This window comes from Pullulanibacillus sp. KACC 23026 (assembly GCF_029094525.1).
GTDB lineage: Bacteria > Bacillota > Bacilli > Bacillales > Sporolactobacillaceae > KACC-23026.
Genome location: NZ_CP119107.1, coordinates 3,200,280 through 3,225,330 on the forward strand (window position 1 = coordinate 3,200,280; position 25,051 = coordinate 3,225,330).

Annotated in this window: 25 protein-coding genes and 1 other annotated feature; all 25 genes read right to left on the reverse strand. The window is 44.0% G+C overall.

Features of this window, described 5'->3' with window-relative positions; translation table 11 throughout:
* Positions 1 to 68: 68 nt before the first annotated feature.
* On the reverse strand, positions 69 to 1,154 hold the full coding sequence (leuB, locus tag PU629_RS14820; protein WP_275280839.1) for a 3-isopropylmalate dehydrogenase: 1,086 nt from the start codon (positions 1,152 to 1,154) through the stop codon (positions 69 to 71).
* A 112-nt stretch (positions 1,155 to 1,266) separates the two neighbouring features.
* Complete coding sequence (ilvC, locus tag PU629_RS14825; RefSeq protein WP_275280840.1) at positions 1,267 to 2,304, reverse strand: ketol-acid reductoisomerase; 1,038 nt, start codon at positions 2,302 to 2,304, stop codon at positions 1,267 to 1,269.
* Between the two features lie 171 nt (positions 2,305 to 2,475).
* Positions 2,476 to 2,997, reverse strand: coding sequence for an acetolactate synthase small subunit (gene ilvN / locus PU629_RS14830; RefSeq protein ID WP_275280841.1), 522 nt, complete (start codon positions 2,995 to 2,997; stop codon positions 2,476 to 2,478).
* Positions 2,994 to 4,676, reverse strand: coding sequence for an acetolactate synthase large subunit (gene ilvB / locus PU629_RS14835; protein ID WP_275284442.1), 1,683 nt, complete (start codon positions 4,674 to 4,676; stop codon positions 2,994 to 2,996). Before ilvB ends, ilvN begins: the two co-directional genes overlap by 4 nt.
* A gap of 177 nt (positions 4,677 to 4,853) precedes the next feature.
* Positions 4,854 to 5,122: a binding site (T-box leader), on the reverse strand.
* A gap of 19 nt (positions 5,123 to 5,141) precedes the next feature.
* The gene (gene ilvD / locus PU629_RS14840; protein ID WP_275280842.1) at positions 5,142 to 6,809 is read right to left on the reverse strand and encodes a dihydroxy-acid dehydratase; all 1,668 of its coding nucleotides are present in this window, start codon (positions 6,807 to 6,809) and stop codon (positions 5,142 to 5,144) included.
* A 463-nt stretch (positions 6,810 to 7,272) separates the two neighbouring features.
* On the reverse strand, positions 7,273 to 7,812 hold the full coding sequence (locus PU629_RS14845) for a hypothetical protein (RefSeq protein ID WP_275280843.1): 540 nt from the start codon (positions 7,810 to 7,812) through the stop codon (positions 7,273 to 7,275).
* Positions 7,813 to 7,950: 138 nt separating this feature from the next.
* Positions 7,951 to 9,267 carry a hydroxysqualene dehydroxylase gene (locus PU629_RS14850; RefSeq protein ID WP_275280844.1) on the reverse strand — a complete coding sequence of 439 codons (1,317 nt, stop codon included), beginning with the start codon at positions 9,265 to 9,267 and terminating at the stop codon, positions 7,951 to 7,953.
* A 110-nt stretch (positions 9,268 to 9,377) separates the two neighbouring features.
* Positions 9,378 to 9,956: an SMC-Scp complex subunit ScpB gene (gene scpB, locus PU629_RS14855; protein ID WP_275280845.1), complete on the reverse strand. Its 579-nt coding sequence runs from the start codon at positions 9,954 to 9,956 to the stop codon at positions 9,378 to 9,380.
* Complete coding sequence (locus PU629_RS14860; protein WP_275280846.1) at positions 9,925 to 10,710, reverse strand: segregation/condensation protein A; 786 nt, start codon at positions 10,708 to 10,710, stop codon at positions 9,925 to 9,927. Before PU629_RS14860 ends, scpB begins: the two co-directional genes overlap by 32 nt.
* Positions 10,711 to 11,012: 302 nt before the next feature.
* On the reverse strand, positions 11,013 to 11,264 hold the full coding sequence (locus tag PU629_RS14865) for a hypothetical protein (RefSeq protein ID WP_275280847.1): 252 nt from the start codon (positions 11,262 to 11,264) through the stop codon (positions 11,013 to 11,015).
* A 172-nt stretch (positions 11,265 to 11,436) separates the two neighbouring features.
* On the reverse strand, positions 11,437 to 11,805 hold the full coding sequence (locus PU629_RS14870; protein ID WP_275280848.1) for a GNAT family N-acetyltransferase: 369 nt from the start codon (positions 11,803 to 11,805) through the stop codon (positions 11,437 to 11,439).
* A gap of 253 nt (positions 11,806 to 12,058) precedes the next feature.
* Positions 12,059 to 13,378, reverse strand: a complete 1,320-nt coding sequence (gene lysA, locus PU629_RS14875) for a diaminopimelate decarboxylase (RefSeq protein WP_275280849.1) — start codon at positions 13,376 to 13,378, stop codon at positions 12,059 to 12,061.
* A gap of 232 nt (positions 13,379 to 13,610) precedes the next feature.
* The gene (locus PU629_RS14880; RefSeq protein WP_275280850.1) at positions 13,611 to 15,026 is read right to left on the reverse strand and encodes a spore germination protein; all 1,416 of its coding nucleotides are present in this window, start codon (positions 15,024 to 15,026) and stop codon (positions 13,611 to 13,613) included.
* Positions 15,027 to 15,042: 16 nt separating this feature from the next.
* Positions 15,043 to 15,648 carry a stage V sporulation protein SpoVABEA gene (spoVAEA, locus tag PU629_RS14885; RefSeq protein WP_275280851.1) on the reverse strand — a complete coding sequence of 202 codons (606 nt, stop codon included), beginning with the start codon at positions 15,646 to 15,648 and terminating at the stop codon, positions 15,043 to 15,045.
* Positions 15,649 to 15,655: 7 nt separating this feature from the next.
* Positions 15,656 to 16,006, reverse strand: coding sequence for a stage V sporulation protein AE (gene spoVAE / locus PU629_RS14890; protein ID WP_275280852.1), 351 nt, complete (start codon positions 16,004 to 16,006; stop codon positions 15,656 to 15,658).
* A complete protein-coding gene (gene spoVAD, locus PU629_RS14895; RefSeq protein ID WP_275280853.1) occupies positions 16,003 to 17,019 on the reverse strand; it encodes a stage V sporulation protein AD in 1,017 nt (338 codons plus the stop codon). The genes spoVAE and spoVAD overlap by 4 nt, the downstream gene beginning before the upstream one ends.
* Positions 17,020 to 17,031: 12 nt before the next feature.
* On the reverse strand, positions 17,032 to 17,490 hold the full coding sequence (gene spoVAC, locus PU629_RS14900) for a stage V sporulation protein AC (RefSeq protein WP_275280854.1): 459 nt from the start codon (positions 17,488 to 17,490) through the stop codon (positions 17,032 to 17,034).
* Positions 17,491 to 17,563: 73 nt separating this feature from the next.
* A complete protein-coding gene (locus PU629_RS14905) occupies positions 17,564 to 17,983 on the reverse strand; it encodes a stage V sporulation protein AB (RefSeq protein WP_275280855.1) in 420 nt (139 codons plus the stop codon).
* Positions 17,976 to 18,647 (reverse strand): stage V sporulation protein AA, encoded by a 672-nt coding sequence (locus PU629_RS14910; RefSeq protein WP_275280856.1) that lies wholly within the window; start codon positions 18,645 to 18,647, stop codon positions 17,976 to 17,978. Before PU629_RS14910 ends, PU629_RS14905 begins: the two co-directional genes overlap by 8 nt.
* Positions 18,648 to 19,212: 565 nt before the next feature.
* Positions 19,213 to 19,971, reverse strand: a complete 759-nt coding sequence (sigF, locus tag PU629_RS14915) for an RNA polymerase sporulation sigma factor SigF (protein ID WP_275280857.1) — start codon at positions 19,969 to 19,971, stop codon at positions 19,213 to 19,215.
* Positions 19,972 to 19,983: 12 nt separating this feature from the next.
* Positions 19,984 to 20,424, reverse strand: coding sequence for an anti-sigma F factor (spoIIAB, locus tag PU629_RS14920; RefSeq protein WP_275280858.1), 441 nt, complete (start codon positions 20,422 to 20,424; stop codon positions 19,984 to 19,986).
* Positions 20,425 to 20,775, reverse strand: coding sequence for an anti-sigma F factor antagonist (gene spoIIAA, locus PU629_RS14925; protein WP_275280859.1), 351 nt, complete (start codon positions 20,773 to 20,775; stop codon positions 20,425 to 20,427).
* 173 nt (positions 20,776 to 20,948) lie between these two features.
* Positions 20,949 to 22,133, reverse strand: coding sequence for a D-alanyl-D-alanine carboxypeptidase family protein (locus tag PU629_RS14930; RefSeq protein WP_275280860.1), 1,185 nt, complete (start codon positions 22,131 to 22,133; stop codon positions 20,949 to 20,951).
* A 375-nt stretch (positions 22,134 to 22,508) separates the two neighbouring features.
* The gene (locus PU629_RS14935; protein WP_275280861.1) at positions 22,509 to 23,810 is read right to left on the reverse strand and encodes a pyrimidine-nucleoside phosphorylase; all 1,302 of its coding nucleotides are present in this window, start codon (positions 23,808 to 23,810) and stop codon (positions 22,509 to 22,511) included.
* A 5-nt stretch (positions 23,811 to 23,815) separates the two neighbouring features.
* Positions 23,816 to 25,009, reverse strand: a complete 1,194-nt coding sequence (gene deoB, locus PU629_RS14940; RefSeq protein ID WP_275280862.1) for a phosphopentomutase — start codon at positions 25,007 to 25,009, stop codon at positions 23,816 to 23,818.
* Between the last annotated feature and the right edge of the window lie 42 nt (positions 25,010 to 25,051).

Sequence of the window (25,051 nt, forward strand, 5' to 3'; positions counted from 1 at the left end):
GCCCCTCCTTAAAGTTGAAAAAATTTTGATAGACTGAGAGATTAAGGCATTTTCTTTTTCGGTTTTCCTTAATTTGAACCAACCAGCTGCTGGTCGATAACAGATAAGATTTGCTGAATCATCTCGGTTGTTCCAAGGCGTGTCCCTACTCCTTGGTAGAGGTCAAATGTGCGGTATCCCTCTTGAAGGACTTGATTAATCGCGGCTTCAATGACCTCAGCTTCTTGCACCATTTGGAATGAATAGCGCAGCATCATGCTGACTGAAAGAAGCATCGCTAATGGATTCGCTTTATTTTGTCCAGCAATATCTGGAGCCGACCCATGGACCGGTTCGTATAAACCAAATGAATCTGAACGCAGACTGGCGGATGGTAGCATGCCCAAAGACCCGGTTAACATAGAGGCTTCGTCACTCAAGATGTCCCCAAAGAGGTTTTCCATGACCATCACATCGAATTGGCTCGGATCTTGGATCAGTTTCATCGCTGCCGAATCCACTAACTGATGAGAAACGGTCACATCTGGATACTCCTTAGCTACTTCATCGACAATTTGCCGCCACACTTTACTTGACGAGAGGACATTGGCTTTATCAACCGACGTCAGCTTGTTTCGGCGCTTGCGGGCTAATTCAAATGCCGTTCTGACCACACGTTCAATTTCCCCTTTGGTGTAACGCAACGTGTCGACAACCGTCTCATCGTCCACCATGCCGCTCGGCTCACCAAAGTAAATGCCGCCTGTCAGTTCCCTTACAATCATTAAATCAACTTTCTCAATAATCGATGGCTTGAGGGATGAAGCTTCTATTAAAGCGGGTTGAAGCGTTACAGGGCGAAGATTGGCAAAAAGGCCAAGCGCTTTCCGAATCCCTAAAAGCCCTTTTTCTGGTCTTAAATGGGCAGGGTTTTGGTCCCATTTAGGGCCGCCGACCGCACCGAGCAGAACAGCATCGCTCGATTGACATAGATCAACGGTTTTTTCTGGAAGGGGTGTCCCTTCTGCATCAATCGCAGCTCCCCCAATCAATCCTTTTTCACTTTTAAACGAATGCTTGAAGCGGTCGCCGATAAAGCTTAATACTTTTAGAGCGCCTTCCATCACTTCTGGGCCAATGCCGTCACCCGGCAAAACCGCAATCTTTTTCTCCATCCAAGGCACGCTCCTTCTAACATTTAAAATGGTCATCTATCATTCATTAACGGTTTATTTTTTAGAGGGGGCTCAAGGAACCCCCTCTTTTTTTCTGATCATAAAATAGGATTTAAGCGTCAGCACCTGTTGTTACTTTTTTGGGTTGAGATGGGCGTACTTGTTTTTTTACGAATGGCATTAATTCTCGAAGCTTCTCTCCAACGATTTCAATTGGATGTTCATTTTCACGGTTATTGATGGCATTAAAGACCGGACGATTCACTTTATTTTCAAGAATCCAGCCTTTTGCGAATTCCCCGTCTTGAATATCCTTCAAGATGCCTTTCATGCGCTCTTTTGTTGCCGCATCGACAACGCGTGGACCTGATACAAAGTCACCCCATTGAGCGGTATCCGAGATCGAGTAGCGCATGTTGCTCAAACCACCTTCATAGATCAAGTCAACAATCAGCTTCATTTCATGCAAACACTCAAAATACGCTACTTCCGGCTGGTAACCTGCTTCAGTGAGAATCTCAAAGCCCGTTTTAATTAAAGCCGTTAACCCACCGCAAAGAACCGCTTGTTCCCCGAAAAGGTCCGTTTCGGTTTCTTCTTTGAAGGTCGTCTCAAGAACACCTGCACGAGCGGCCCCAATCCCTTTCGCATAAGCAAGCGCCAATTCTTTGGCATTGCCTGTTTCATCTTGGTAAATCCCGATCAGTGCCGGAACGCCTGCTCCTTCTTCATACGTACGACGAACTAAATGACCAGGCCCTTTAGGCGCAACAAGGAAGACATTAACATAAGATGGAGGAACAATTTGATTAAAGTGAATGTTGAACCCGTGAGCGAAAACAAGTGATTTGCCAGGTGCAAGCCCTTGTTTAATTTCGTTGTTATACACATCTGTTTGGAGCTCATCTGGAAGCAGCACCATAATAACATCCGCTTGAACGCTTGCTTCTTTAACAGAATATACAGCGAATCCATCTTCTACTGCACGATCATAGGAACCGCCTTGTCTTAGGCCGACGATGACGTCAAAGCCGCTGTCACGAAGGTTCTGTGCATGAGCATGGCCTTGTGAACCGTACCCGATGATAGCAATTTTCTTAGTGCGAAGTTCTGCTTCTTGAATATCCCCATTGTAATAAACTTTTGTCATTTTTTTACACTCCTCAATTTTAATAGATTCTTAAGTTGGCTGTTTTCGTTAAATTCGGGTCGATTTAGGCTCGTTTTCCCAACAGGAGTCTCACCTTTTCACCAAATTCATAGCACCACTTTTTTTGAAAAAAGCCTTTTTTTATATCAACGAGCCGAAACTCGTTAACTATCATTTCAATAATGAAAATGTTTTAAGTTCCGCATTTGTTTTCTGCATGCCTCTTGTAAAAGCGGTAACGCCTGTTCGGGCAAGTTCCTTAATTCCATAAGGCCTTAAAAGTTCAATCAAGGCTTCCACCTTATCTGTTTCACCGGTTACCTGAATAGTCAGACTGTCTCGGCCGATATCAATGACGGTCGCTCTAAATGTTTCGACTAAGTCACGAATTTCTCCCCGGGTTTGCGGCCGGCTCATGACTTTTACTAAGGCCAGTTCGCGGGCAACAATCGCCATATCCGTAATATCGGACACTTTAAGCACATCGATCTGCTTGTTTAATTGCTTAATTAATTGCTCAAGCTTCGCGTCATCTTCAACATCGACCACAAAGGTCATTCTCGAAACTGATGGAGTTTCCGTCAGACCAACTGAGATGCTCTCGATATTGAATTGACGTTTGCTTAACAAGCCTGTCACCCGATTCAAGACACCGCTTTGGTTGTTAACAATGGCTGTTATAATGCGTCTCATGGTGTCACTCCTTCCATCTGATGCAGGCCTTTTCCTGGCGCAACCATTGGGGTTACATTTTCCTCTCCCCGAACCCGGCAATCAATTAACACAGGCTCTGACAGGCGAAGGGCCGTCTCCAATTGTTGACTTAATTCAGTAACATCTTCAACCTTAAACCCTTTAATTCCGTAAGCCTCTGCTAGTTTTACGAAATCGGGTTGAACAGGAATTAAGGATTCCGAATAACGTTTCTCGTAAAAAGATTCTTGCCATTGGCGAACCATCCCAAGTGTCTGGTTATTACAAATCACAATCTTCACAGGGAGGTTAAACTCTTTAATCACGGCCAGTTCTTGAAGAGTCATTTGAAAACCGCCATCTCCCACAATTGCAACCACCTGATCCTTTGGTGAGGCTAATTGAGCGCCGATTGCAGCAGGGAATCCAAACCCCATTGTGCCTAGCCCGCCTGAGGTGACCCATTTATTTGGTTGATTAAAACCATAATATTGAGCCGTCCACATCTGATGCTGACCAACGTCCGTTGTAACGATGGCTTCCCCATTCGTCTTTTCATGAATGAGCTTAATGAGCGTTTGCGGGGTTATCGCTCCATGCCCTTCCGTCTCCCAATAAGGGAAAGCTTCTTGATAGTCTTTTAGATGAGCTACCCAATCCTCAAAGGAATGCGTCGTATATTCCGCTTTATTAAGAGATTCCAGTGCAAGTCGTGCATCTGAAACAATCGGAATGGGCGTTTTGACATTTTTGCCAATCTCAGCTGGATCAATGTCAATGTGTGCCACGACAGCTTCCTTAGCGAAATGAGCAAGACTGCCGGTTAGGCGGTCATCAAAACGAGCCCCGATATTAATCAATAAATCCGCTTCACAAATCGCCATATTAGCGGCATAGGATCCGTGCATGCCTGCCATACCAAAAGCAAGCGGATGGGAAGCCGGGAAAGCCCCTAGCCCTAACAACGTTGAGACGACAGGAATTTTCGTCTGATTGACAAATTCCAAAAAGGCGTCCGATGCACGGGCATGAAGGATTCCAGCACCTGTCAAAATAAGCGGCCGCTTCGCTTGATTAATTGCCTCTACTAATTTTTGCACCTGTAAGAGATTCGGTGTCACATTTGGCTGATACCCGGGCAAATTAATCGGTTCATCATCCTGAATGGAAACAACTGGGTCCGCAGAGATATTTTTAGGAATATCGACAACAACCGGACCCGGTCGACCGGTCGTCGCGATATGAAACGCCTCTTTAACAATTCGCGGCAGATCCTCTATTTTTGTAACTTGATAATTATGCTTAGTGATAGGCATCGTGATGCCGATCACGTCAGCCTCTTGAAAAGCATCGGTTCCGATCACATTTTGACCGACTTGGCCTGTAAAAACGACCAGCGGTAAGGAATCCATCATCGCGTCCGCAATTCCTGTCACCAAATTGGTAGCTCCCGGTCCGGACGTTCCAAACACAACACCGGGTTTGCCGGAGATTCTTGCATAACCTTCTGCTGCATGGATCGCTCCCTGCTCATGACGCGTTAAAATGTGGCGAATTGGATTTTTGTAAAGCGCATCATAAATGGGAAGTACAGCACCGCCGGGGTAACCAAAAATGATCTCAACGCCTTCTTTTTGCAAAGCTTCAATGAGCAAATCAGAACCTGTTACAGTTTCCATAGCCTTTGCTGAACTGGCCTTTGTGTTGACTGTCAAACGTATTACCTCCTTAATTTTTTGAGTTTCATAGGGGGTATTTCGACATGGCATCAAAGTCAGATGAAAATCTTCTAAATCATTTTCCTATATAGAAAAAAGCTCTCCATCCCTAGAAACACATTCAATACTGAATGGTTAACAAGGGGTGAAAAGCTTTTCGCCTTCACGGTACCACCCTTTTTCACAGACGCTTTTCCAAGGTCTGCCTCAGCGACAATTGATCTTTGTCTTTTTGATAACGGGTTTTATCGTGATTTCTTTAAAACCCGGCAGATCCTAATCGAAGGATTCTTTCAGACCTGCACTCCAGAGTGATGTCGGAATAAAAGGGCTCTTACCGGTTCACAGCAACCACCGGCTCTCTGTAAAGGACATCCCTTTTCCTTTTGCTCTATCATTGATTTAACACTATTTAGAATAATTTAATTATACTTTTAGTACACCGCCCGTATTAGCCGAAGTCACCAGCTTCGCGTAACGAGCTAAATAGCCGGTCTGAATCTTTGGCTCAGGGGTCACAAATTGGGCTTTTCTAGCTTCCCAAACCTCATCGTCTACCAGTACATTGATTGTTCTTCTTGGCAAATCAATCACAATCTCATCGCCATCCTCGATAAAAGCGATCGGACCTCCTTCTGCGGCCTCTGGTGAAATGTGCCCAACAGAGATTCCTCTAGTCGCTCCGGAAAAACGACCGTCTGTGATCAGTGCCACTTCTTTTCCTAATCCTCTCCCCATAATTGAGGAGGTTGGCGCAAGCATCTCCGGCATTCCCGGTCCGCCTTTTGGCCCTTCATAGCGAATGACAACAACATGACCGGATTGTACTGTGCCATCATCAATTCCTTTTTGCGCTTCTTCTTGAGAATTAAAACATATCGCTTTACCTATAAAAGTTTGGATCGACGGGTCTACCGCACCCACCTTAATCACACTGCCATTAGGTGCGAGATTTCCAAATAGAATAGAGAGCCCGCCTACCTTGCTATAGGCATTCTCAATCGGACGAATGACATTAGGATTTAGGATTTCGGCATCTTTTACATTCTCATAGAGCGATTGACCTGTAATCGTAATGCGGTCTTTATGGAGTAAGCCATCAATCTTGCAAAGTTCATTAATAATCGCACTTACACCGCCTGCCTCATGAACGTCTTGCATCGAGTAATCGGAGGCTGGTGCAATTTTGGCAAGGTATGGAACCTTTTCCGCCACTTCGTTAATTCGTCCCAGATCGTAGTCGATACCCGCTTCATGGGCCAAAGCCAACGTGTGTAAAACCGTATTGGTGGATCCCCCCATTGCCATATCGAGGGCAAAGGCATCATCAATGGTTTCCTTTGTTACAATATCTCTTGGTTTGATATCATGCTCGATTAAATACATCAAATGCTTAACGGCTTCTTTAATCAAACGATGCCGTTCTTCAGAAGTGGCTACAATGGTACCATTCCCAGGAAGGGCAAGGCCAAGCATTTCCATTAAGCAGTTCATTGAATTCGCTGTAAACATTCCTGAACAAGAACCGCATGTCGGACAGGCCAACGTTTCAAGCTCTTGCAGCTCCTGAAGCGACATTTTTCCAGCTTGATGGGCCCCTACTCCTTCAAATACCGATGTAAGTGTCAAATTTTTGCCGCTTGGTGATTTCCCAGCCTCCATCGGCCCACCTGATACAAAGACAGCAGGCACGTTGGTTCTTACAGCGGCCATCAACATTCCAGGCGTAATCTTGTCGCAGTTCGGTATATAAAAAACACCATCTAACCAGTGTGCGTTAATCACGGTTTCTGCGGAATCCGCAATCAATTCCCGGCTCGGTAAAGAATAGCGCATTCCAATATGTCCCATTGCGATCCCGTCATCTACACCAATTGTATTAAATTCAAAAGGAACGCCGCCTGCTTCCCAAATGGCTTCCTTTACAACATCCGCAAACTCCCGTAAATGCTTATGTCCAGGAATAATATCCACGTAAGAGTTGCATACCCCGATAAACGGTTTGTGCAGATCTCCTGTTTTGACACCCGCAGCGTGAAGTAAGCTTCGATGCGGCGCTCGGTCTATTCCTTTTTTTATCATGTCGCTTCGCATAACATCTCTCCTCCTTCACAAGCCTTTTTTCCATATCGTTATTAAAACAATCTTAAATTCAGACTGAAGTTTGGCTTTTTCAACCAACCGTTTGAGTGCGATAAAGGAAAAAAGAGCACCCATTCATCATAATATTGAAACAATTTAAATTAGTCTGTTAGATAATGTTCCAAGATAATTTAAAAAAGCCTTAATTGGGATTTATAATACTCCCCAAATGCCAATTGGTCAACCTTAAAAACACAAATTTTTAGACTTTTTTAATTAATCAGTTTCCGTGTAACCGCATTCATCCTTTATATACGAACTTTCAATTGTTTTTCGGCTGGTATTGTAAATTTTTATAAATCGTTTTCACATATGTTGATAACGCTTATTCCCTCGCCACTTACTGCTGAACCTTTCATCTAGCTGCTGGCATCCATTATTAAAAGACAAGCTTGTCTCTATAACGAGTGTGACGCTAGAACACAGCCGATACGAGATCCCATGTTACTCGATGACAAATTGAGCGTAACGAGGACTCGCTATCCGCCGCGAAATGGGCTGAGATGCCGAAATAACGGAATGAGGTTACGCCTATTTCGATTGCGCGTAACGAGGATTCGCTATCCGCCGCGAATCCGGCTGAGATGCCGAAATAACGGAAGGTCGTTACGCCTATTTCGGTTAAGCGTAACGAGGATTCGCTATCCGCCTCGAATCCGGCCGGAATGACGAAATAAAGGAAGGACGTTACGCCTATTTCGGTTGCGCGTAACAAGGATTCGCTATCCGCCTCGAATCCGGCTGAGGTGACGAAATAACAGAATGAGGTTACGCCTATTTCGATTGCGCGTAACAAGGATTCGCTATCCGCCTCGAATCCGGCCGGAATGACGAAATAAAGGAATGAGGTTACGCCTATTTCGGTTGAGCGTAACGAGGATTCGCTATCCGCCGCGAATCCGGCCGGAATGACGAAATAACGGAATGAGGTTACGCCTATTTCGGTTGAGCGCAACGAGGATTCGCTATCCGCCACGAATCGGGGCTGAGGTGACGGAATAACGGAATGAGGTTACGCCTATTTCGATTGAGCGTAACGAGGATTCGCTATTCGACTCTATCAGCTTAACCCAGCCTGACTTTCTTGTTTTATTTACAGTATGGCCTGTGCGGCGAGCCTGCCTGAGACGACAGCGCCTTCCATCGTTGCAAAATAAGGCTGTTGTGTGTAATCGCCTGCGAGTACCAAGCCTTCTACAGGCGTTTTTTGGCTTGGTCTTAAATGATTATTGCCCGTATCCAAGGAGTAAGACGCATTCGCATAGCGGACAACGCGATAATCCAATATATGAGTTTCCAAATTAAGTCCTATTTTCATGGCATCCTGAAGAACGATCTCAAGGATGTCCTCTTCTTCCATCTCTAAAAAGCGCTCGGGCGGAGTAAGGATAATGGATAATCGCCCTTTTGAGTTTGGAAACGTTGTTCGCGATTGTTCAGAGAAGGTTCCTAGGCATGTATAAGGAGCAAAAGTCGTCATATCTTGAGCCATTGAAGGTTTATCCAATTCCAATTGAATGGAAACCGAAGACATGGATTCGAGTTTCATTAAATCATCAAACCACGATCCCTCTGTCACATGCGGCTTGACTAATCTTTGAGATTCGGCGAGTGTTGTCGCTATGATCGTATAAGGTGCCTCAAATGTTTCTTCACTTGTTAGGACACCGCCAACACGTCCATTACGAACAAGCAGTTTCTCTACCTTCGCATAGGTTTTGACTGTTCCTCCAAGCCGTGTGATCGCTTTGGCAAGAGGATCTGCCATAACTTCAGTCATCCCCCCGTTAAAGGTACCTTGCCTTAATTTATAAAATTTCTTAAGCCCTGGAAAAAACATTCCGAAATAGGCGTACGTTGAATACCTTTGCGGCGGCAAAAAGAAAAAGCCAGAGCTTAATGGAATCAAGATTTTCTCAACGGCATCCTGATTCAATCCATGCTTTTTGGCATAATCCAAAACACTGATGGCATCAAGCTGATCCGGGTGAGCGACGTATTCTCGAAATCCAGCTGCAAAGAACCTGGCCAAAGCGAGTTTTTCTTTTACAGAAATAAATTTATTATTGCCCAAAAAGCCACGCAAGGCTTTAATTGGGCCATGAAATGGCGATAAACCAAAAAGCACTTTATCTAAACCTACTTTTACAGCCACCTGTTCTTCCCATTTAAGGATTCGGTCTACGTCGATGCCTGCCCGGAATAGCAGGTCTGGCAAAGCCGTGTAGTATCCCTTAAATCGATGAAGGCTTGATTCCACCTTCATCCCGTCATCATCCCATGAAGAGGTCCTCCCTCCAACTATGGGTTCAGATTCGAGCAACAAGACTTTTTTCCCACGCCAAGACAGTTCAAAACCAGCACTAAGACCCGCAAGTCCTGCACCGATCACAATCACATCATACGCCACTCCAACATTCCACGCTTTCCGAGTCCAATTCGGGCTCTTCTAATCTCTAACGCTCAAAAGTCTATGTAAGGAAAAAGGCATCTACATATAAGCCTCGTTTCTTTTCTTCTCTACTCAAATAGTGTCTGCTGAATATTTTCGTAAAAAAGGTTGGTTTCTTCCTCTACGTCCTTTAGATCTGTTTTAATCACAGGTAATTCATCTAATGACTTCAATCCAAAGTGGGTTAAAAACCGTTCCGTTACACCATAAAGAATCGCGCGTCCCGTTCCTTCTGCGCGCCCTACTTCTTTTACTAACTCTTTACTTATAAGCGTTTGGATGGCCTTTTCAGACTTTACCCCTCTCACGTCCTCTATTTCTGCCCGAGAAATAGGCTGCTTATAGGCAATAATAGCAAGCGTCTCTAAGGCAGCTTGCGAAAGTGAAACAGGTCTAGGGTTCTCAATCAATCTCTTTATATACTCAGAAACATCACGTTTAGTTACAAGCTTATACCGATTCGCAACAATGGTGAGTTCAAGCCCGCGAGACTCTTGTTCTAGAGTTTGTGATAATTGGGAAAGGCCCTCTTGAATTTGGGCTTCTGGTTCATCCAAAATATGAACCAATTGCTCCATTGACAGCCCCTCTTCACCTGTCACAAAGAGAAGCGCTTCAATCACGGAAAGTCTCTTCGTCGAATTCAAGTGCTTCCCCTCCCTCATTTAAACTGATCGTAATGTCCTCAAAATTTTCTTCTTGCTCGCAGTGAATTTGTTTTAATTTCATTAACTCCAATAGAGCAAGAAAGGTCACCACAATATGCGTCCGATCAGGATATGGAAATAATGAAGCAAAAGGTTGTGGTGACTTCATGATTCTTAGGTGAGAAAGGATTGATCTCATCCTCTCACCTACTGGCAAAGTTTGCCTTTCTATCTTTGTTCTTAATGGCCGATTGATATGCTTTTTCCTAAGAAGATGCTGCAGAGCCGATAACATATCATAGACAGTTGTTGGGGCGAGTGGTGCCTCGCTTTTCTTTTCGACCTCAAATTGCGATAAGTCGTGCGCTCTCTTGGAGAAAAGAAAGGCTTGATCCTCTTCTTTTTCTTTTAGAACCTCAGCGGCTTCTTTGTATTGGCGGTATTCCACGAGCCTGCGAATGAGGGCTTCTCTTGGGTCATCCTCATAGTCCTCCTCCATCATCTCCTCATCAAAGAGAAGCTCTGGTTTCGGTAAGAGCATTCGGCTTTTCATTTCGATTAAGGTTGCCGCCATCACCAAATATTCACTCGCCACATCCAGCTCAAGAGTTTGCATTTGATGAATAAAGTCCAAATATTGCTCGGTGATTACAGCAACGGGAATATCATATATATCAATTTCTAACTTCTTAATCAAATGCAGAAGAAGGTCAAGAGGCCCCTCAAAGGCATCGATTTTTACTTGATATTCCACAACATCACCATCATCCTTATCACCAAGATCTATCTATTCCGCAACTGCACACTTCTTTCGGACTCTGTATGAAGCTTAGGATTAGCACTTGCAATTATGAAACATTCAGAAGACCGAAGTCCCCTTCCTGAAAAAGTTAGATACTTTATAAACTAGCGGTATTATAGCATACCTTAGGAAAAGGGAGCAATTCACCTCATCCGGATAGCCTGTCTTTCTCTTATAAGGAAAGTCAGACAAGGCTGCTGTTTCTCCTAAAAGCGAACAGCAAGAAGTCGTCCGACCCCAAAAAAAGCCATTATTTAAAAATACATTTGTAAAAATTCAAATGATAGAATCGACGCAAGCGGTACTGCAATCAATTGCTCCTCGGATGAAAGCAGTTTAACAAGCTTTGTTTTATCTCCGTTCAACATACTTAACGGGCAAAGATACAGGTGATTTTGGTCTATTTTTATAGACAGCCCTTGGATGCATTCCCCATCAGTTGTTTCGATTTCAACTGCTTCTCCAATTGATCGCGCGCATAAGTCTAAATAATATTCACGCGACATGTTCAAGCCTCCTTTTCACATGTCTCTTAATTTAGTCTATGCGCTCGTTTTGGAGAGTGATTAGGCGTTTGTTCCTCAAAATTTCAGAGAATCAAACAGGAGATTAACTCGAGCTAACGGAATTTTCTTTAAAACTAAAAAGGCAGCCTTAAGGCCACCCTGAATAGTCATTCTATTCTTTAAAAGATGTTGATTGAAGGCATTTGTTAAAAAACTCATTGGACAGATCAGTAGGTCTGAGATTAACATCCGGTCCAAGCAGATCCGAAAGAGCCTGAACCATCTCTCGTCCCACCCCTTGTCCTCTGTAAGACGGATTAACACTGACATGGTGAAGAATGGCAGTCTGATGATCTTGATCCATCTCAATTCCTATGATGCCAATGATGTCTTCATCTTTCCACAAAAACAATTGCCATCGATCATCTTCTTCATATCTCTTGATCGTTTGTTGAAGCCTTTTCAAATCTTTTTCCGAGGGGACAAAAGACAACAGTCCCATTGCTATTTTTTCATAGCTTCGTTTATAACGAATAAGCATGATTCATGAACCCCTTAATTTCAGGTAACATCGTATAGGTTACATCACTATATCTTATTATATCCAACCCACTCCTATTTGTACCAAGATAAGTGTGTCAAACGTGCAATAAATGACACTTTCCGTGTGTACAAAAAGGATTGGCTACCATTACTTAATAATAATCACTAAAGATAAGGATAGTCTCTTGATTAGATTCTGTCAATGCACCCCTTGGCTGTTCAAAGCTATATGAGAGGCGTCATTAATCAAGTTAACTTCTTTGTTTAACCATTTCTGGCATCAGCAAATCTTTTTTTATCAAATCTTCATAGGTTTCCCGTTCGACCACCAGATAGTCCTTCTCATTCTCAACAAAAATGACGGCTGGCCTTCCTATTCGATTATAATTATTCGCCATTGAATACCCATAAGCGCCCGTGCAGAAAACAGCCAGCACATCCCCTGCTGCTGGTGTGGGAAGCGGCAAATCCCAAATCAGCATATCGCCTGATTCACAACATTTACCTGCAACGGAGACGGTTTCCACATTCGGTTCATCTGCGCGATTTGCAATGACGGCTTCATACTTCGCACCATATAAGGATGGTCGGATATTATCAGTCATTCCGCCGTCCACTGACACATATTTCCGAACGCCCGGAATCGTCTTAGAAGAACCTAATTTATATAAAGTGGTCCCTGCTTCCCCGACAATTGAACGGCCTGGCTCAATCCAGACCTCTGGCGTTTGAAGGCTATGCTCCTGGCAAAATGCAAGAATCGTCTCAAGGACGGGTCTAAGTTGGCTCTCAAGCGGGAGTGGATCATCTTCTTCAGTATATTTGATACCGAATCCTCCACCTACATTTAGTACTTTTGGGGTATAGCCAAATGTGTCCTTCCAGTCAAGAAACCGAGCTAATATTCTCGTTGTCGCTAACACAAAGCCTTCTGCATCAAAGATTTGTGAGCCAATATGTGAATGAACACCCAGCAAATGAATATGCGGGGCATTTAGTGCCAGCTGGATTGCTTTCTCAACATCCCCGTTTGAGAGTGTAAAGCCAAATTTGGAATCTTCTTGTCCTGTTGTGACATAAGCATGAGTATGTGCCTCAACACCAGGAGTCAGCCTTAACAGGACGTTAACGACGATTTCTTCTTTTTGCGCCTCTTCTTCAAGCATGGCTAATTCATAAAAATTATCGACAACAAAAGCGCCTATGCCCGCACGTATCGCCATTTGAATTTCCTCAACGCTTTTATTATTCCCGTGGAAATGAATGCGTGAGGCCGGAAAACCCGCTTTGAGTGCTGTATAAAGCTCTCCACCTGAGACCACATCCAGTGAAAGCTCGTGCTCCTTAACCAATTGAATCATGGCAAGAGTCGAGAAAGCCTTACTTGCATAAGCAATTTGCCAATTGACTGCATAGGGCTCAAAAGCTTCCTTAAAGCGCTGAATGTTTTGGTTGATTAAGTCCACATCATAGACATACAAAGGGGTTCCGTATTTTTCAACCAACTGGGTGGTATCTACCCCGCCGATTACCAAATGGCCTTTTTCATTAATGGTTTGAGTGCCACGCATTTGGCATTCTCCTCTTCCTAATTAATTGTGGCACGATTGCCAAGTTTGAATGAATAAAGGGCTCATGCCAAGGCAAAAGCCCAATTCGTTTTGCAAATAAAAAACACATCTCGTCCGACTCTAACAGATAATTTAAATTAGTAGTCATTATAACAAAGCGCGGATTGAAAGTAAACCAGCCAAAAGGAACAAGCCACCCCATATGAGATGACTTGTTCCTTCTACCTTTTGATTAATTGGTTGGTTGTGTGGTACTGTCTTGGGGACGTACAATGCTTGGACGAATTTGAGAATCTGGCATCGCTGTTCGAATCATAATATCCAAAAAGGCTTTTGGATTAAATGGGATGAAAGGCCAGAGGTAAGGGGTATTGAGATTTTGACAGCGTGCTAAATATAAAACAACCAGGGTTAACCCAATCGTAAAGCCCGGCACTCCAAAAATCATCGCTAATATCGTTATAAATACCCGCACCACCTTGTTCGCCAGACCTAATTCATAACTTGGAGTGGCATAGGAACCAATTGTCGCAATTGAAATATAGAGGATCACTTCCGGTGAAAACACGCCGACCTGTACCGCAATCTGGCCAATTAACACCGCTGCAATCAAACCGAGTGCGGTTGATAAAGAAGTCGGCGTGTGGACCGCCGCCATTCGGATAATCTCGATCCCAATTTCTGCAATAACAATTTGCATCCATAATGGAATATGGCCTTTTTTGTTTGGCCCTATGAACTCTAGCCAGTGCGGGAGCAAATCAGGATGCATCACCATGAGGATCCATAATGGAACGATTAAGATCGACGTCAACACGGCTGTGAATCGAGCCAATCGAAGCAATGCCCCAACAATTGGGGTTTGCCGATATTCTTCCGCATGCTGCATATGGTGAAAGAATGTTGTTGGGAAAATAATGACACTTGGTGATGTATCGCAAATGACAAGAATATGTCCCTCTAATAGGTGCGCCGCTGCGACATCCGGTCTTTGGGTATAACGCACTAATGGAAACGGATTCCATCCTTGTTTAACGATATACTCCTCAAGCGTTTTATCCGCCATCGGAATGCCATCCACTTCTATTTGCTTTAATGCTTTTTTGAGCGTTTTTAATAAACCCGGGTTCGCCACATCTTGTAAATAACAGATACACACATCCGTCTTAGACCGTTCTCCTACTCGCATAATTTCATTTCTGTACCGTTCATCACGGATTCTTCTGCGGATAAGCGCTGTATTAACGATTATATTTTCGGTAAAGCCATCCTTCGCTCCACGAACAACCCGTTCAATATCGGGTTCCTCCGGAGTTCGACCAGGATAACTTCTCACATCCACTACAAGTCCGACTTCTTCACCATCTATTAAGATGACAATAAGACCTGACAACATCTGGTCGACTACTTCATCTAACGTTTTAATTTCCATCACTTGTTGATGCGCTAGATGATTTTTGATGGCATCTTTTACATTAACCCCTGTTCGATGGATGTGTTCAATTCTTAACAGCTCTCTGAAAAGCTCAATAATGAAAGAGGAGTCACATAATCCTGTGCAATAATACGCTCCGATGTCATGATCGAGAATTTTCATCTCGCGTACCCCGACATCGAAATTCGTGCCAATATCCAGGCGATCTTTCATATACGTTTTATTTTCTTTAATCCGTCGTTTTATCGGCTCTTGATAAGCCGCTGTATTCTGGGCGATAGTTACCACTCCTTTCGAGTATAAGTTCAATGGCTTTCTTGGTGATGGGCGCCCCGTGTTCCGCATCATCCACCCCTCTAAGCTTTCCTATATCTCCTACTCCAACTACAACTGGCAAATCTAACTCATCGAGACTGTAGACCGTATCCCCAAATAATCGGCCCAGATCATGCTCGGGATAGCCTTCTTTATCAACCCCATAAGGCGTTAATTCCCCAAACCGATCAATGGCAATGTCAATATGGGTCCACTCCTTCGAATCGCTGTTAGAAGCCACTGCAATGGCGCCGAGCGTGATAATATCGGGATGATTCACCACATAGCGAAGAGCCGATTCACCTGACCCTACTCCGTTAAACCCGCCATCATCGAACATGACCAAAACCGGTTCCTTGTCACATTGCAAAATGGCCTCGACTAATTCTTTGCCATTCATTGAAGAGGGATTGCCTGAAGAACATAAAAGGGCTGGACATCCCAATTGCTCACCCGCTTTCACAACCGCTTCCGTCGCATATTTATCACCATCTGTTACTAGTATGACTTGGCGTTTCATACGCCGCTCACCCTCTCGGTCTAAAAATTAGCGCAACAAGAAAACCAAATAGGATGGCGGATGAAATACCAGCTGCCGTTAAATTAAAAATTCCCATTAAGATTCCTAAATAACCATGTTCGTCGGCTTCAAGCATAGCCCCATGAAGGAGTGAGTGGCCAAAACTTGTAATGGGGACGGTCGCGCCTGCTCCAGCGAACTCAATTAATTGATCGTAAAGCCCAAAGGAATCGAGAAAGGCTCCTAAGACAACAAATATAACCACAACATGTGCAGGTGTTAGTTTAAAGACATCTAATAGAAGCTGACCGACCACACAGATAATGCCGCCGACTAAAAATGCCCAAAGAAAGATCATCCTAACCCTCCTTCTGCTGCTTCTAAAACTACCCCATGTGCAATACAAGGAATCGATTCTTTCTGCTGAATCATTGTTGGGTTAAACAAAGCACCGGTCGCGACAACAAAAATTCGTTTGACTTCTTTTTTTCGGAGCAACTGTGTGAGATAACTATACGTGACAACGGCTGAACAAGCAGCACCGCTTCCTCCAGCAAAAACGGGCTGGTCCGGACTATAAATCATCAAACCGCAATCCTGATGGACCATGCTGATGTCATAGCCTCTTTCCCACATTAACTCCCTAAGTATTGGACTGCCGATACTCGATAAATCACCGGTCACAATCATGTCATAATCCGTTACCTTTCGACCGGTATCTTTAAAATGCTGCTCAATCGTGTCAGCAGCAGCCGGTGCCATGGCCGAACCTAAGTCGCTTGCATTCGTAATCCCCCAGTCCTGGACTTTCCCAAATGTAGTTGCGGTGATTTTGATTGGAGAAGGAGTGCGGCTGACAATAGAAGCACCTGCTCCTGTAACGGTAAACGTGGTTGTCCCGAGTTTGGGACCGCCGTATTCAGTTGGATTACGAAATTGCCGTTCTGCCGATGCATTATGACTGCTGACTGCCGTTAAGACCATATCGGCCCGCCCGGTATCGACAAAATGAGCGCCTAATCCTAACGCCTCCATTGAGGTTGAGCAGGCTCCAAATAAGCCAAAATAAGGAATTTTTAATTCATTGGCAATATAGTTAGAGGTGACGGTTTGGTTAAGTAAATCGCCCGCAAAAAAGAAATCGATCTCATCAGGCTTTTTATTTATGTTTTTTAAACAAATATCGATCGCTTCACGCATCAGCTTTCGTTCAGCTTTCTCCCATGTTTTCTCACCTGCATAAAGCTGATCATAGGTTTTATCAATCGTTGAACCTAAAGGGCCCTTTTTTTCTAACGGACCTCCTGTTGTTCCTGTCGATGTTAGATATAGGGATTGGTCAAACACCCATGTTTGCTTGCCTTGTCTCATTCGAGCTCCCTCCTACCCTAATAATCGATCAATGGTTAGTCGAATTACACCAAAGACGGTTGCGGAAACCACCCCAAACACGATCACGGCCCCTGCTAATTTAAACAGATTGGTTGCAATTCCGAATATAATACCTTCACTTTTATGTTCAAGAGCAGCACTTGTAACGGAATTGGCAAAGCCCGTGACCGGAATAAGGGACCCCGCCCCTGCAAATTTTCCAATCGAATCATACACACCAAATCCTGTCAAAAGTGAAGCAATCAAAATTAAAGTTGCAACCGTCGGATTACCCGCTGACTTTTCATCAAAATTAAAATAGGTCATATAAAATTTTTCAATACCTTCGCCTAAAACACAAATTAACCCGCCTACTATAAAGGCTTTCAAGCAATTCATAAAATACTTTGGTTTTGGATAATAAGCTTTAACATTTTTCTTATATTCTTTTGGGTGATCAAGTTGTTTCATACTTCATCCCTCCAGATAGGTATAAGTTGCCACGTTTTTAACTTTCTTATTAGAAAAACACGATGTGTGCCTTCTAATGATTCACAAAATAAGACCAATGAAAAAGAGAACCCAGCATCTTTCCTAGAACAATTGCCATGAGCAGAATCAAGATTTGTTCGTTCACTCCCAGACGTTTCGCCAAGATCGGCAATACATTTAGGACTTCTGTTAATCCGGCTGCTACCATGCCAACAAATACGCCAAGACCAAGTCCAATTGGAACGAGTAAAATCGGTAAGAGATGAAATTCCATCGAACGAAGGCCGCACATGGTCCCGACTAACGCGCCAAGAATAATCGCCCATTCGTAAGAGCGTATTTTATGATAAGATTTCGTTAATTGCGCAAGCCTTGGAATCAGACCGACAACGGCTAAGAAGGACACAAAAGCCGCGCCTACCGAAAGGCCTCCTGCGAATCCAACAAAAGCTATTACAAAGGATTTAATCATGTTCCTCTTGCTCTTTCTTCATTTTTTCTTGAAAGATGACAAATTGATCTAAATTCTGCTGGTAATTAAACATCTCCACTTCCAATGGACTCGGTTCCTCATTGAATTTCTTTTTAAATAAATGGTTGAAAAATAAGACCATGCCAACCCCAACTCCGATCGAATACGGAATTTGAATAATTAATGGGTTCTCTTTGTGGTCTCCCGTCATGAGCGTATAAATACGCTTATGAACATCCCCCATTGCCACATCTTCATGAAAATTCATAATCGTGAGCGCTGCCCCAATGAATAAAAGGAGCCATACTAAAGCAATAAAAAAAGGCCGCACCCGTTTCTTCTTGTTTGAGGCCACTTCAATAATCGTTTGCGCAGGTCCGACTGTCTGAATATCAAGCTCCGGAAAATAGTGATGAATGGCTTTAATGACATCAATGGCATCAATAACAAGGTGTGAGCTATCCTCTGGTTGGATGGTCTGAATGTGGATTTCCTGAATGGCATCAGCCACCTGCTTGGGCGCAATGACTTTGGCTAGGCGATTAATTGTCAGCCGTTCATTCGAAGAAGCCATAAGTTTATACCTCAGCCGCAAATAAACCGTTGATTCTGTCACATCCATCACCTCCGTACCCTTATTATGGATATTGTCTGCCCAAATCATGCTTCTTACTCATCAATTGAATCCAACAAGCGGATCAGCCGACCCTTTTTGATTTCTCTTGCGAGCCTTCTGCTTGAGATCAAGGGCTCTATCCAACACACCAAATTGAGGTGGGAGCGGAGCCGAAAGTGTGCGTTGAAGGCTCCAATTCACAGAAAGGTGGCGCGCGCGGAGCCAAAAGTGTGCGTTGGAGCCTCCAATACACAAAAAGGTGGCGCGCGCGGAGCCGAAAGTGTGCGTTGGAGGCTCCAATTCACAAAAAGGTGGCGGGTGCGGAGCCAAAAGTGTGCGTTGGAGCCTCCAATACACAAAAAGGTGGCGCGCGCGGAGCCAAAAGTGTGCGTTGAAGGCTCCAATACACAAAAAGGTGGCGCGCGCGGAGCCGAAAGTGTGCGTTGAAGGCTCCAACACACCAAATTGGGGCGTGGCGCGAGCCAAAAGTGTGCGTTAAAGGCTCCAATACACCAAAACGAGACCTGCCGGGAGCCAAAAGCGTGGGATATAGAAAAAGGACGGTTCTCGCGTTTCGAATGAAACGTGAGAACCGTCCCCATGTTTTGGTGGATTACTCTACCATTTGGCCTTTGATGTCATTGAGTATTTTCTTCTCTAATCGAGAGACTTGCACTTGTGATATTCCGAGGCGTTTGGCAACTTCCGACTGGGTTTGATCTTTAAAATAGCGCAGATAGACAATGAGCCTTTCGCGTTCTTGAAGATGCCCGACCGCATCTCTCAAAGCAATTTTATCAAACCACTTCGCTTCATCCTTATCCGATATTTGATCAAGCAAAGTGATGGGGTCTCCATCATTTTCATAGACGGTTTCATGGATGGACGATGGGGTGCGGATCGCTTCTTGTGACATGACCACGTCCTCAGGAGATATTTCCAGCGCCAGCGCCAGTTCATTAACAGTTGGGTTTCGGCCGTAGGTTTTGGACAATTCGTCTTTTTTCTTACGGACTTTGTTTCCCATCTCTTTTAATGATCGGCTGACTTTAACTGTGCCATCATCCCTGATAAAGCGCTGGATTTCTCCAATGATCATGGGCACCGCGTATGTTGAAAATTTAACGTCATAACTCAAGTCAAATTTATCAACGGATTTCAGAAGACCGATACAACCAATTTGAAACAAGTCGTCTGATTCATACCCGCGATTTAAAAAGCGTTGAACGACGGACCATACCAAACGAATATTCCGTTGAACAATCAAATCTCGCGCTTCGTTATCCCCATTTTGACTCCGTTCGATTAATGCTTTTACTTCCCCGTCATCAAGTAGCGGCTCTTTGTTATCGCGCGTTAAATTTACATCCATCTGCAAGTCTCCCTAATTACATAAGGCTTTGTTCTTGGAAAGATGTTTGGTGAGAATAACGGTTGTTCCTTGGTCGGGAGCCGTTTGGATTTCAACATGATCCATGAAATTTTCCATAATCGTAAAGCCCATTCCAGAACGTTCAAGTTCAGGCTTAGTTGTGAATAGAGGTTGTCTCGCTTCATCCAAGTTAACAATGCCGACCCCTTTATCCTTAATGACTAAATGCAGAGATCCATCCACTAACTCAGCGTGGATATAGACTTTACCCTCTCCATTATTTTCATAGCCATGAATAATCGCATTCGTCACCGCTTCGGAAACGACTGTTTTGACCTCCGTTAGTTCATCCATCGTTGGATCTAATTGAGCGACAAATGCCGCAACGGTTACTCGAGCAAAGGATTCGTTCTCACTTAAAGCTGAAAATTCCAGCGTCATTTCATTTTTCAACTAAGCCACCCCCAATGCATGAAGCGCATAATCTTCATTTTCTTCAAAGCGAATAATTTTAAATAAACCAGACATCTCAAATAATCGCTTGACTGGGGGCGAGATCGAACAAACGACCATTTCTCCTCCTGTGCTCGTAATTTGTTTATAACGTCCTAATATGACGCCCAAACCCGAACTATCCATAAACTCTAAATTCCCTAAATTTAATAGAATATGACGCACAGGTTGCTTTTCAATAGCTTCGGTAACGCGCGCGCGCAGCTCATCCGCCGTATGGTGATCTAATTCTCCTTCCAAACGTATACAAAGCACTTCATGTTTGACTTCTAATTTGACTTGAAGGCCCACAGGCTTCTCCTCCTTTAGCACATCTCATTTCCATCTAGAACAATTTAGTTCTAACTTGAGCTTAAGTACCATGTCATTAAAGCTCTCGGTTTAATAGAAATGGTTACTAGAGACAGAATTCTATAAAAGACTGCGGGATTCCTTCACGTCGACAAAACTAGTTAACATTCGACCTACCAAGACCAATTTGTCATTTTTCCTACAGAACGCTTGAGCAATTGCCAATAGCCTGCTTCATGGATATTTGTTGAAACGATTAATGGAGTGGAAGACAAGACTTTTTGCCCATCTTTCACTTCATAGCTTCCTACAACTGTTCCCTTTTTCATTGGTGCTTTCAAATTTTTATTGATCACAATGTCTGTTTTTAATTTAGGTGTTGCAGCTCCTGTTCCTTTTTTGAGCAGAACGACTACCGGTCTTTGAGTCACAATTGGGACCGTTCCTTCTTCACTTTTGCTAATCGTTACTTCTTTCACGACTTTTCCTTTTGCCAAAATGGGTTTCGTTTTGTAATTGGCAAATGCATAATCAAATAACTGAGTAATTTCACGGTTACGTTCTTTGGATGTCGGAGCACCCATTACGACTGCGATAACGCGCATTCCATCTCGTTTGGCTGTTGCTGTTAGACAATATTTCGCCTCATTGGTAAACCCGGTTTTCAACCCGTCAACACCCGGGTAGGCCTTTAGTAACTTATTGGTATTGACTAACCAAAATTTATTATCGGTGTTCTCTCTTAAGTAAGACTCATATAGGGACGTATATTTTAGAACATCTGGATACTGAAGCAAAGCTTGTGCCATCTTCGCCATATCGGAAGCGGTAGAGTAGTGATCATTCTCTGGCAATCCTGTTGGGTTATTAAAATGAGTGTGTTTGAGACCAAGGGTTTTCACTTCTTCATTCATCTTTTTCACAAATTCTTGTTCAGAACCTGCTATGTACTCCGCCATGGCCATTGAAGCATCATTAGCTGAGCCAATAGCAATGGCTTTTAACAAATCGTTAACCGTCATTTCTTCACCGGGTTCTAGGTAGACTTGTGAGCCGCCCATCGAAGCAGCATGTTCACTGATTCGAACCTTATCAGTTAGCGAGATGTCATGATGGTCGAGTGCCTTGAAAATGAGTAATAGGGTCATAATTTTCGTCATACTTGCTGGCGGCAATTCCTTTTCTGCATTTTTTTCTAAGAGCACCTTCCCTGTGTCTTGTTCAATTAGAATGGCAGAGCTCACATTATCTAACATGGCTGATTTTTGGGTTGATTCTTCTGCTGCAAAAGACACATGAGCCGGAATGCTCAGAACAAGGAGCATGGCACTCATTACAATTGCCAGTGTTGCTTTCATAGATTGTATCCCTCCATTCGACGTATCCTTTATTTTCTTCCAACAAAGGAAAATTTATACGTCACGATCCAGAATAAAATTTTATAGTTAAAGGGCTGTTGAGAGGTGTGTTTGGGGGCATTCAGAGGGACAAGCACTGGAACTTGAAAAATAAGCAGGTAGGCGGGGTCAGGAGACTTGTTGCAAGTGTGAAATCCGGACATAGGATGCTCTATTTGTAACCCGTTTAGCCATTCTCTTGATTTGCAGGACCGTTAAAAGAGCTCATAAGCCAAAAAACGAGCGTGCAAAAGTCATATAAGTCGGCGTTTTTTCTTTCTAAAACAAAAAACAAGACATGGGCCCGAGCCCGTGTCTTGTTTTTTTAGCATTATTCTATTGGATGATTTCATAGATAATCGGTGGAACGGAAGGCGATTCATCTGAAATCGAGTAGGCTTCCTTCAATTGATTCAGAGCTTCAACCGGGTTGGTTTCTTTTGCATGAATAAAGGCCAAAGTCTCTCCCTTTTCAACTCGGTCTCCCACTTTCTTAACCAAGGTGATCCCGACACTGTGATCGACCGACCCCTCTTTGGTTTCACGGCCAGCGCCTAGCTTCATCGCTGCGAGTCCTACCTCATCGGCTTGAATCGACTCGACTATCCCTTCCTTATCGCTTAGGACCGGTAGTTGATGAGGCGCTTGTGGAAGCTTATCAGGCTGATCGATCATGAGCGGATCGCCGCCTTGAGCTTCCACAAATGTTCTTAACATGTTAAGAGCCTTACCCGAGTGAAGAATCTCTTCAAGCGCCTGCCTTGCTTCGTTCAAAGAGGGATAAACTCCGCCAAGAATCGTCATGTGAGAGGCAATGGTCAGACAAAGCTCGGTTAAACGCGGCTCCCCATTTCCTTTTAACACTTCAATCGCTTCTTTCACTTCATTGGCATTACCTACTTCATAGCCAAGAGGCTCATTCATATCTGAAAGAATCGCGATGGTTGGTTTACCTAACCCTTTTCCGATCTCAACCATTTGTTCAGCGAGTTCTCTCGCCTTATCCAGCGTTTTCATAAACGCACCGTTTCCAACTTTAACATCAAGAATAATAGCGTCAGCGCCTGATGCGAGTTTTTTGCCCATGATGGAGCTTGCAATCAACGGAATTGAATCAACGGTGGCTGTGACATCGCGCATGGCGTAGAGCTTTTTGTCAGCAGGAGCAAGCTGTCCGGTTTGGCCCACGATAGCAAGCTTATATTTATTGACATGTTCAATAAAAGCTGCTTCGTCTAATTCCGTGTGGAAGCCCGCAATCGATTCAAGCTTATCGACGGTGCCTCCTGTATGTCCAAGCCCGCGCCCTGACATCTTGGCTACTGGTACGCCAGCCGCCGCTACAAGCGGTCCGACAATCAAGCTTGTCTTATCTCCTACGCCGCCGGTCGAGTGCTTGTCCACTTTAATCCCCTTGATCCCATTAAGTTGGATCGTATCACCGGATTGTACAATGGCTTGTGTGAGATCGCGAGTTTCTTGTCTCGACATCCCATTAAAATAAACCGCCATCAACCAGGCAGAGACTTGATAATCAGGGATGGTGCCGTCTGTCACCCCGCGAATCAGCCAATTGATTTCCTCTGTCGCAAGCGTCTTTTGATCACGTTTCTTTTGAATTAAATCAACCATTCTCATCTTCGTCACCCTTTTATCTGGTTAAGAAAGCTTTGTCCGTAAACAGGTGCTTTCACTTGAAATATCTCACTGATCGTCGCACCAATATTCGCATACGTATCCCCTGTAGATATCTCAGTCCCAGCCTTCATTCCATTATGATAAACAAGCAGCGGCACCACTTCACGTGTATGGTCCGTTCCTTTATAAGTAGGATCGTTTCCATGATCCGCTGTAATCATGAGAAGATCGCGCGGACCAAGCTTGCCAATTATTTCGGGCAGACGGGCATCGAAGTATTCAAGAGCACGTCCATAGCCTTCTGGGTCGCGTCTGTGCCCGTATTTAGCGTCGAAATCGACCAAATTTAAAAAAGCAAGCCCGTTAAATGGTTCATCGAGAGTCTGAAGCAATTTGTCAACGCCGTCCGCATTATCTTTTGTCCGAACGGCTTTGGTTACACCCTCGCCATCATAAATATCATTAATCTTTCCTAGAGCAATGACGTCCCAGCCTGCGTCACTCAAATCATTCATAACGGTGCGTCCAAACGGTTTGAGCGCATAATCATGGCGATTCGGTGTTCTCTCAAAATGACCGGGTTGTCCGACAAATGGACGGGCAATGACGCGGCCGATTAAGTAAGGAACGTCGCGCGTCATCTCACGGGCCGTCTCACAAATCCGATACAACTCCTCAAGAGGCACGACCTCTTCATGGGCGGCAATTTGTAAAACCGAATCCGCAGACGTATAGACAATGAGGTCCCCTGTCCGCATATGCTCTTCGCCTAATTCTTCAATAATTTCCGTTCCTGAGGCCGGTTTATTCCCTAGTATACCTCTTCCTGTTTTTTCTTTCAGAGCGGACAAAAGCTCCTCAGGAAAACCTTCTGGAAAGACTTTAAAAGGTTTTTCTATGTATAAGCCCATAATCTCCCAGTGGCCAGTCATCGTATCTTTGCCATTAGAAGCTTCTTGAAGAATGCCATAACCGCCTTTTACTGCGACATCAGGCGACAAGCCTTTAACATCTGGTCTAAGACGTCCCAAGCCTAATTCATTCATATGAGGGAGTTTTAGGCCATTTAAGCTTTCGGCAATATGCCCTAATGTATCGGCCCCTTCGTCACCAAACTTAGCTGCATCGGGTGCCTCGCCAATCCCTACAGAATCTAAAACAATTAAAGCCACTCGGTCAAATGAACGCGCTTCACTCATATCGCGGCCCCCTTTCTATTACATCACTCATCTTTTTTAGTT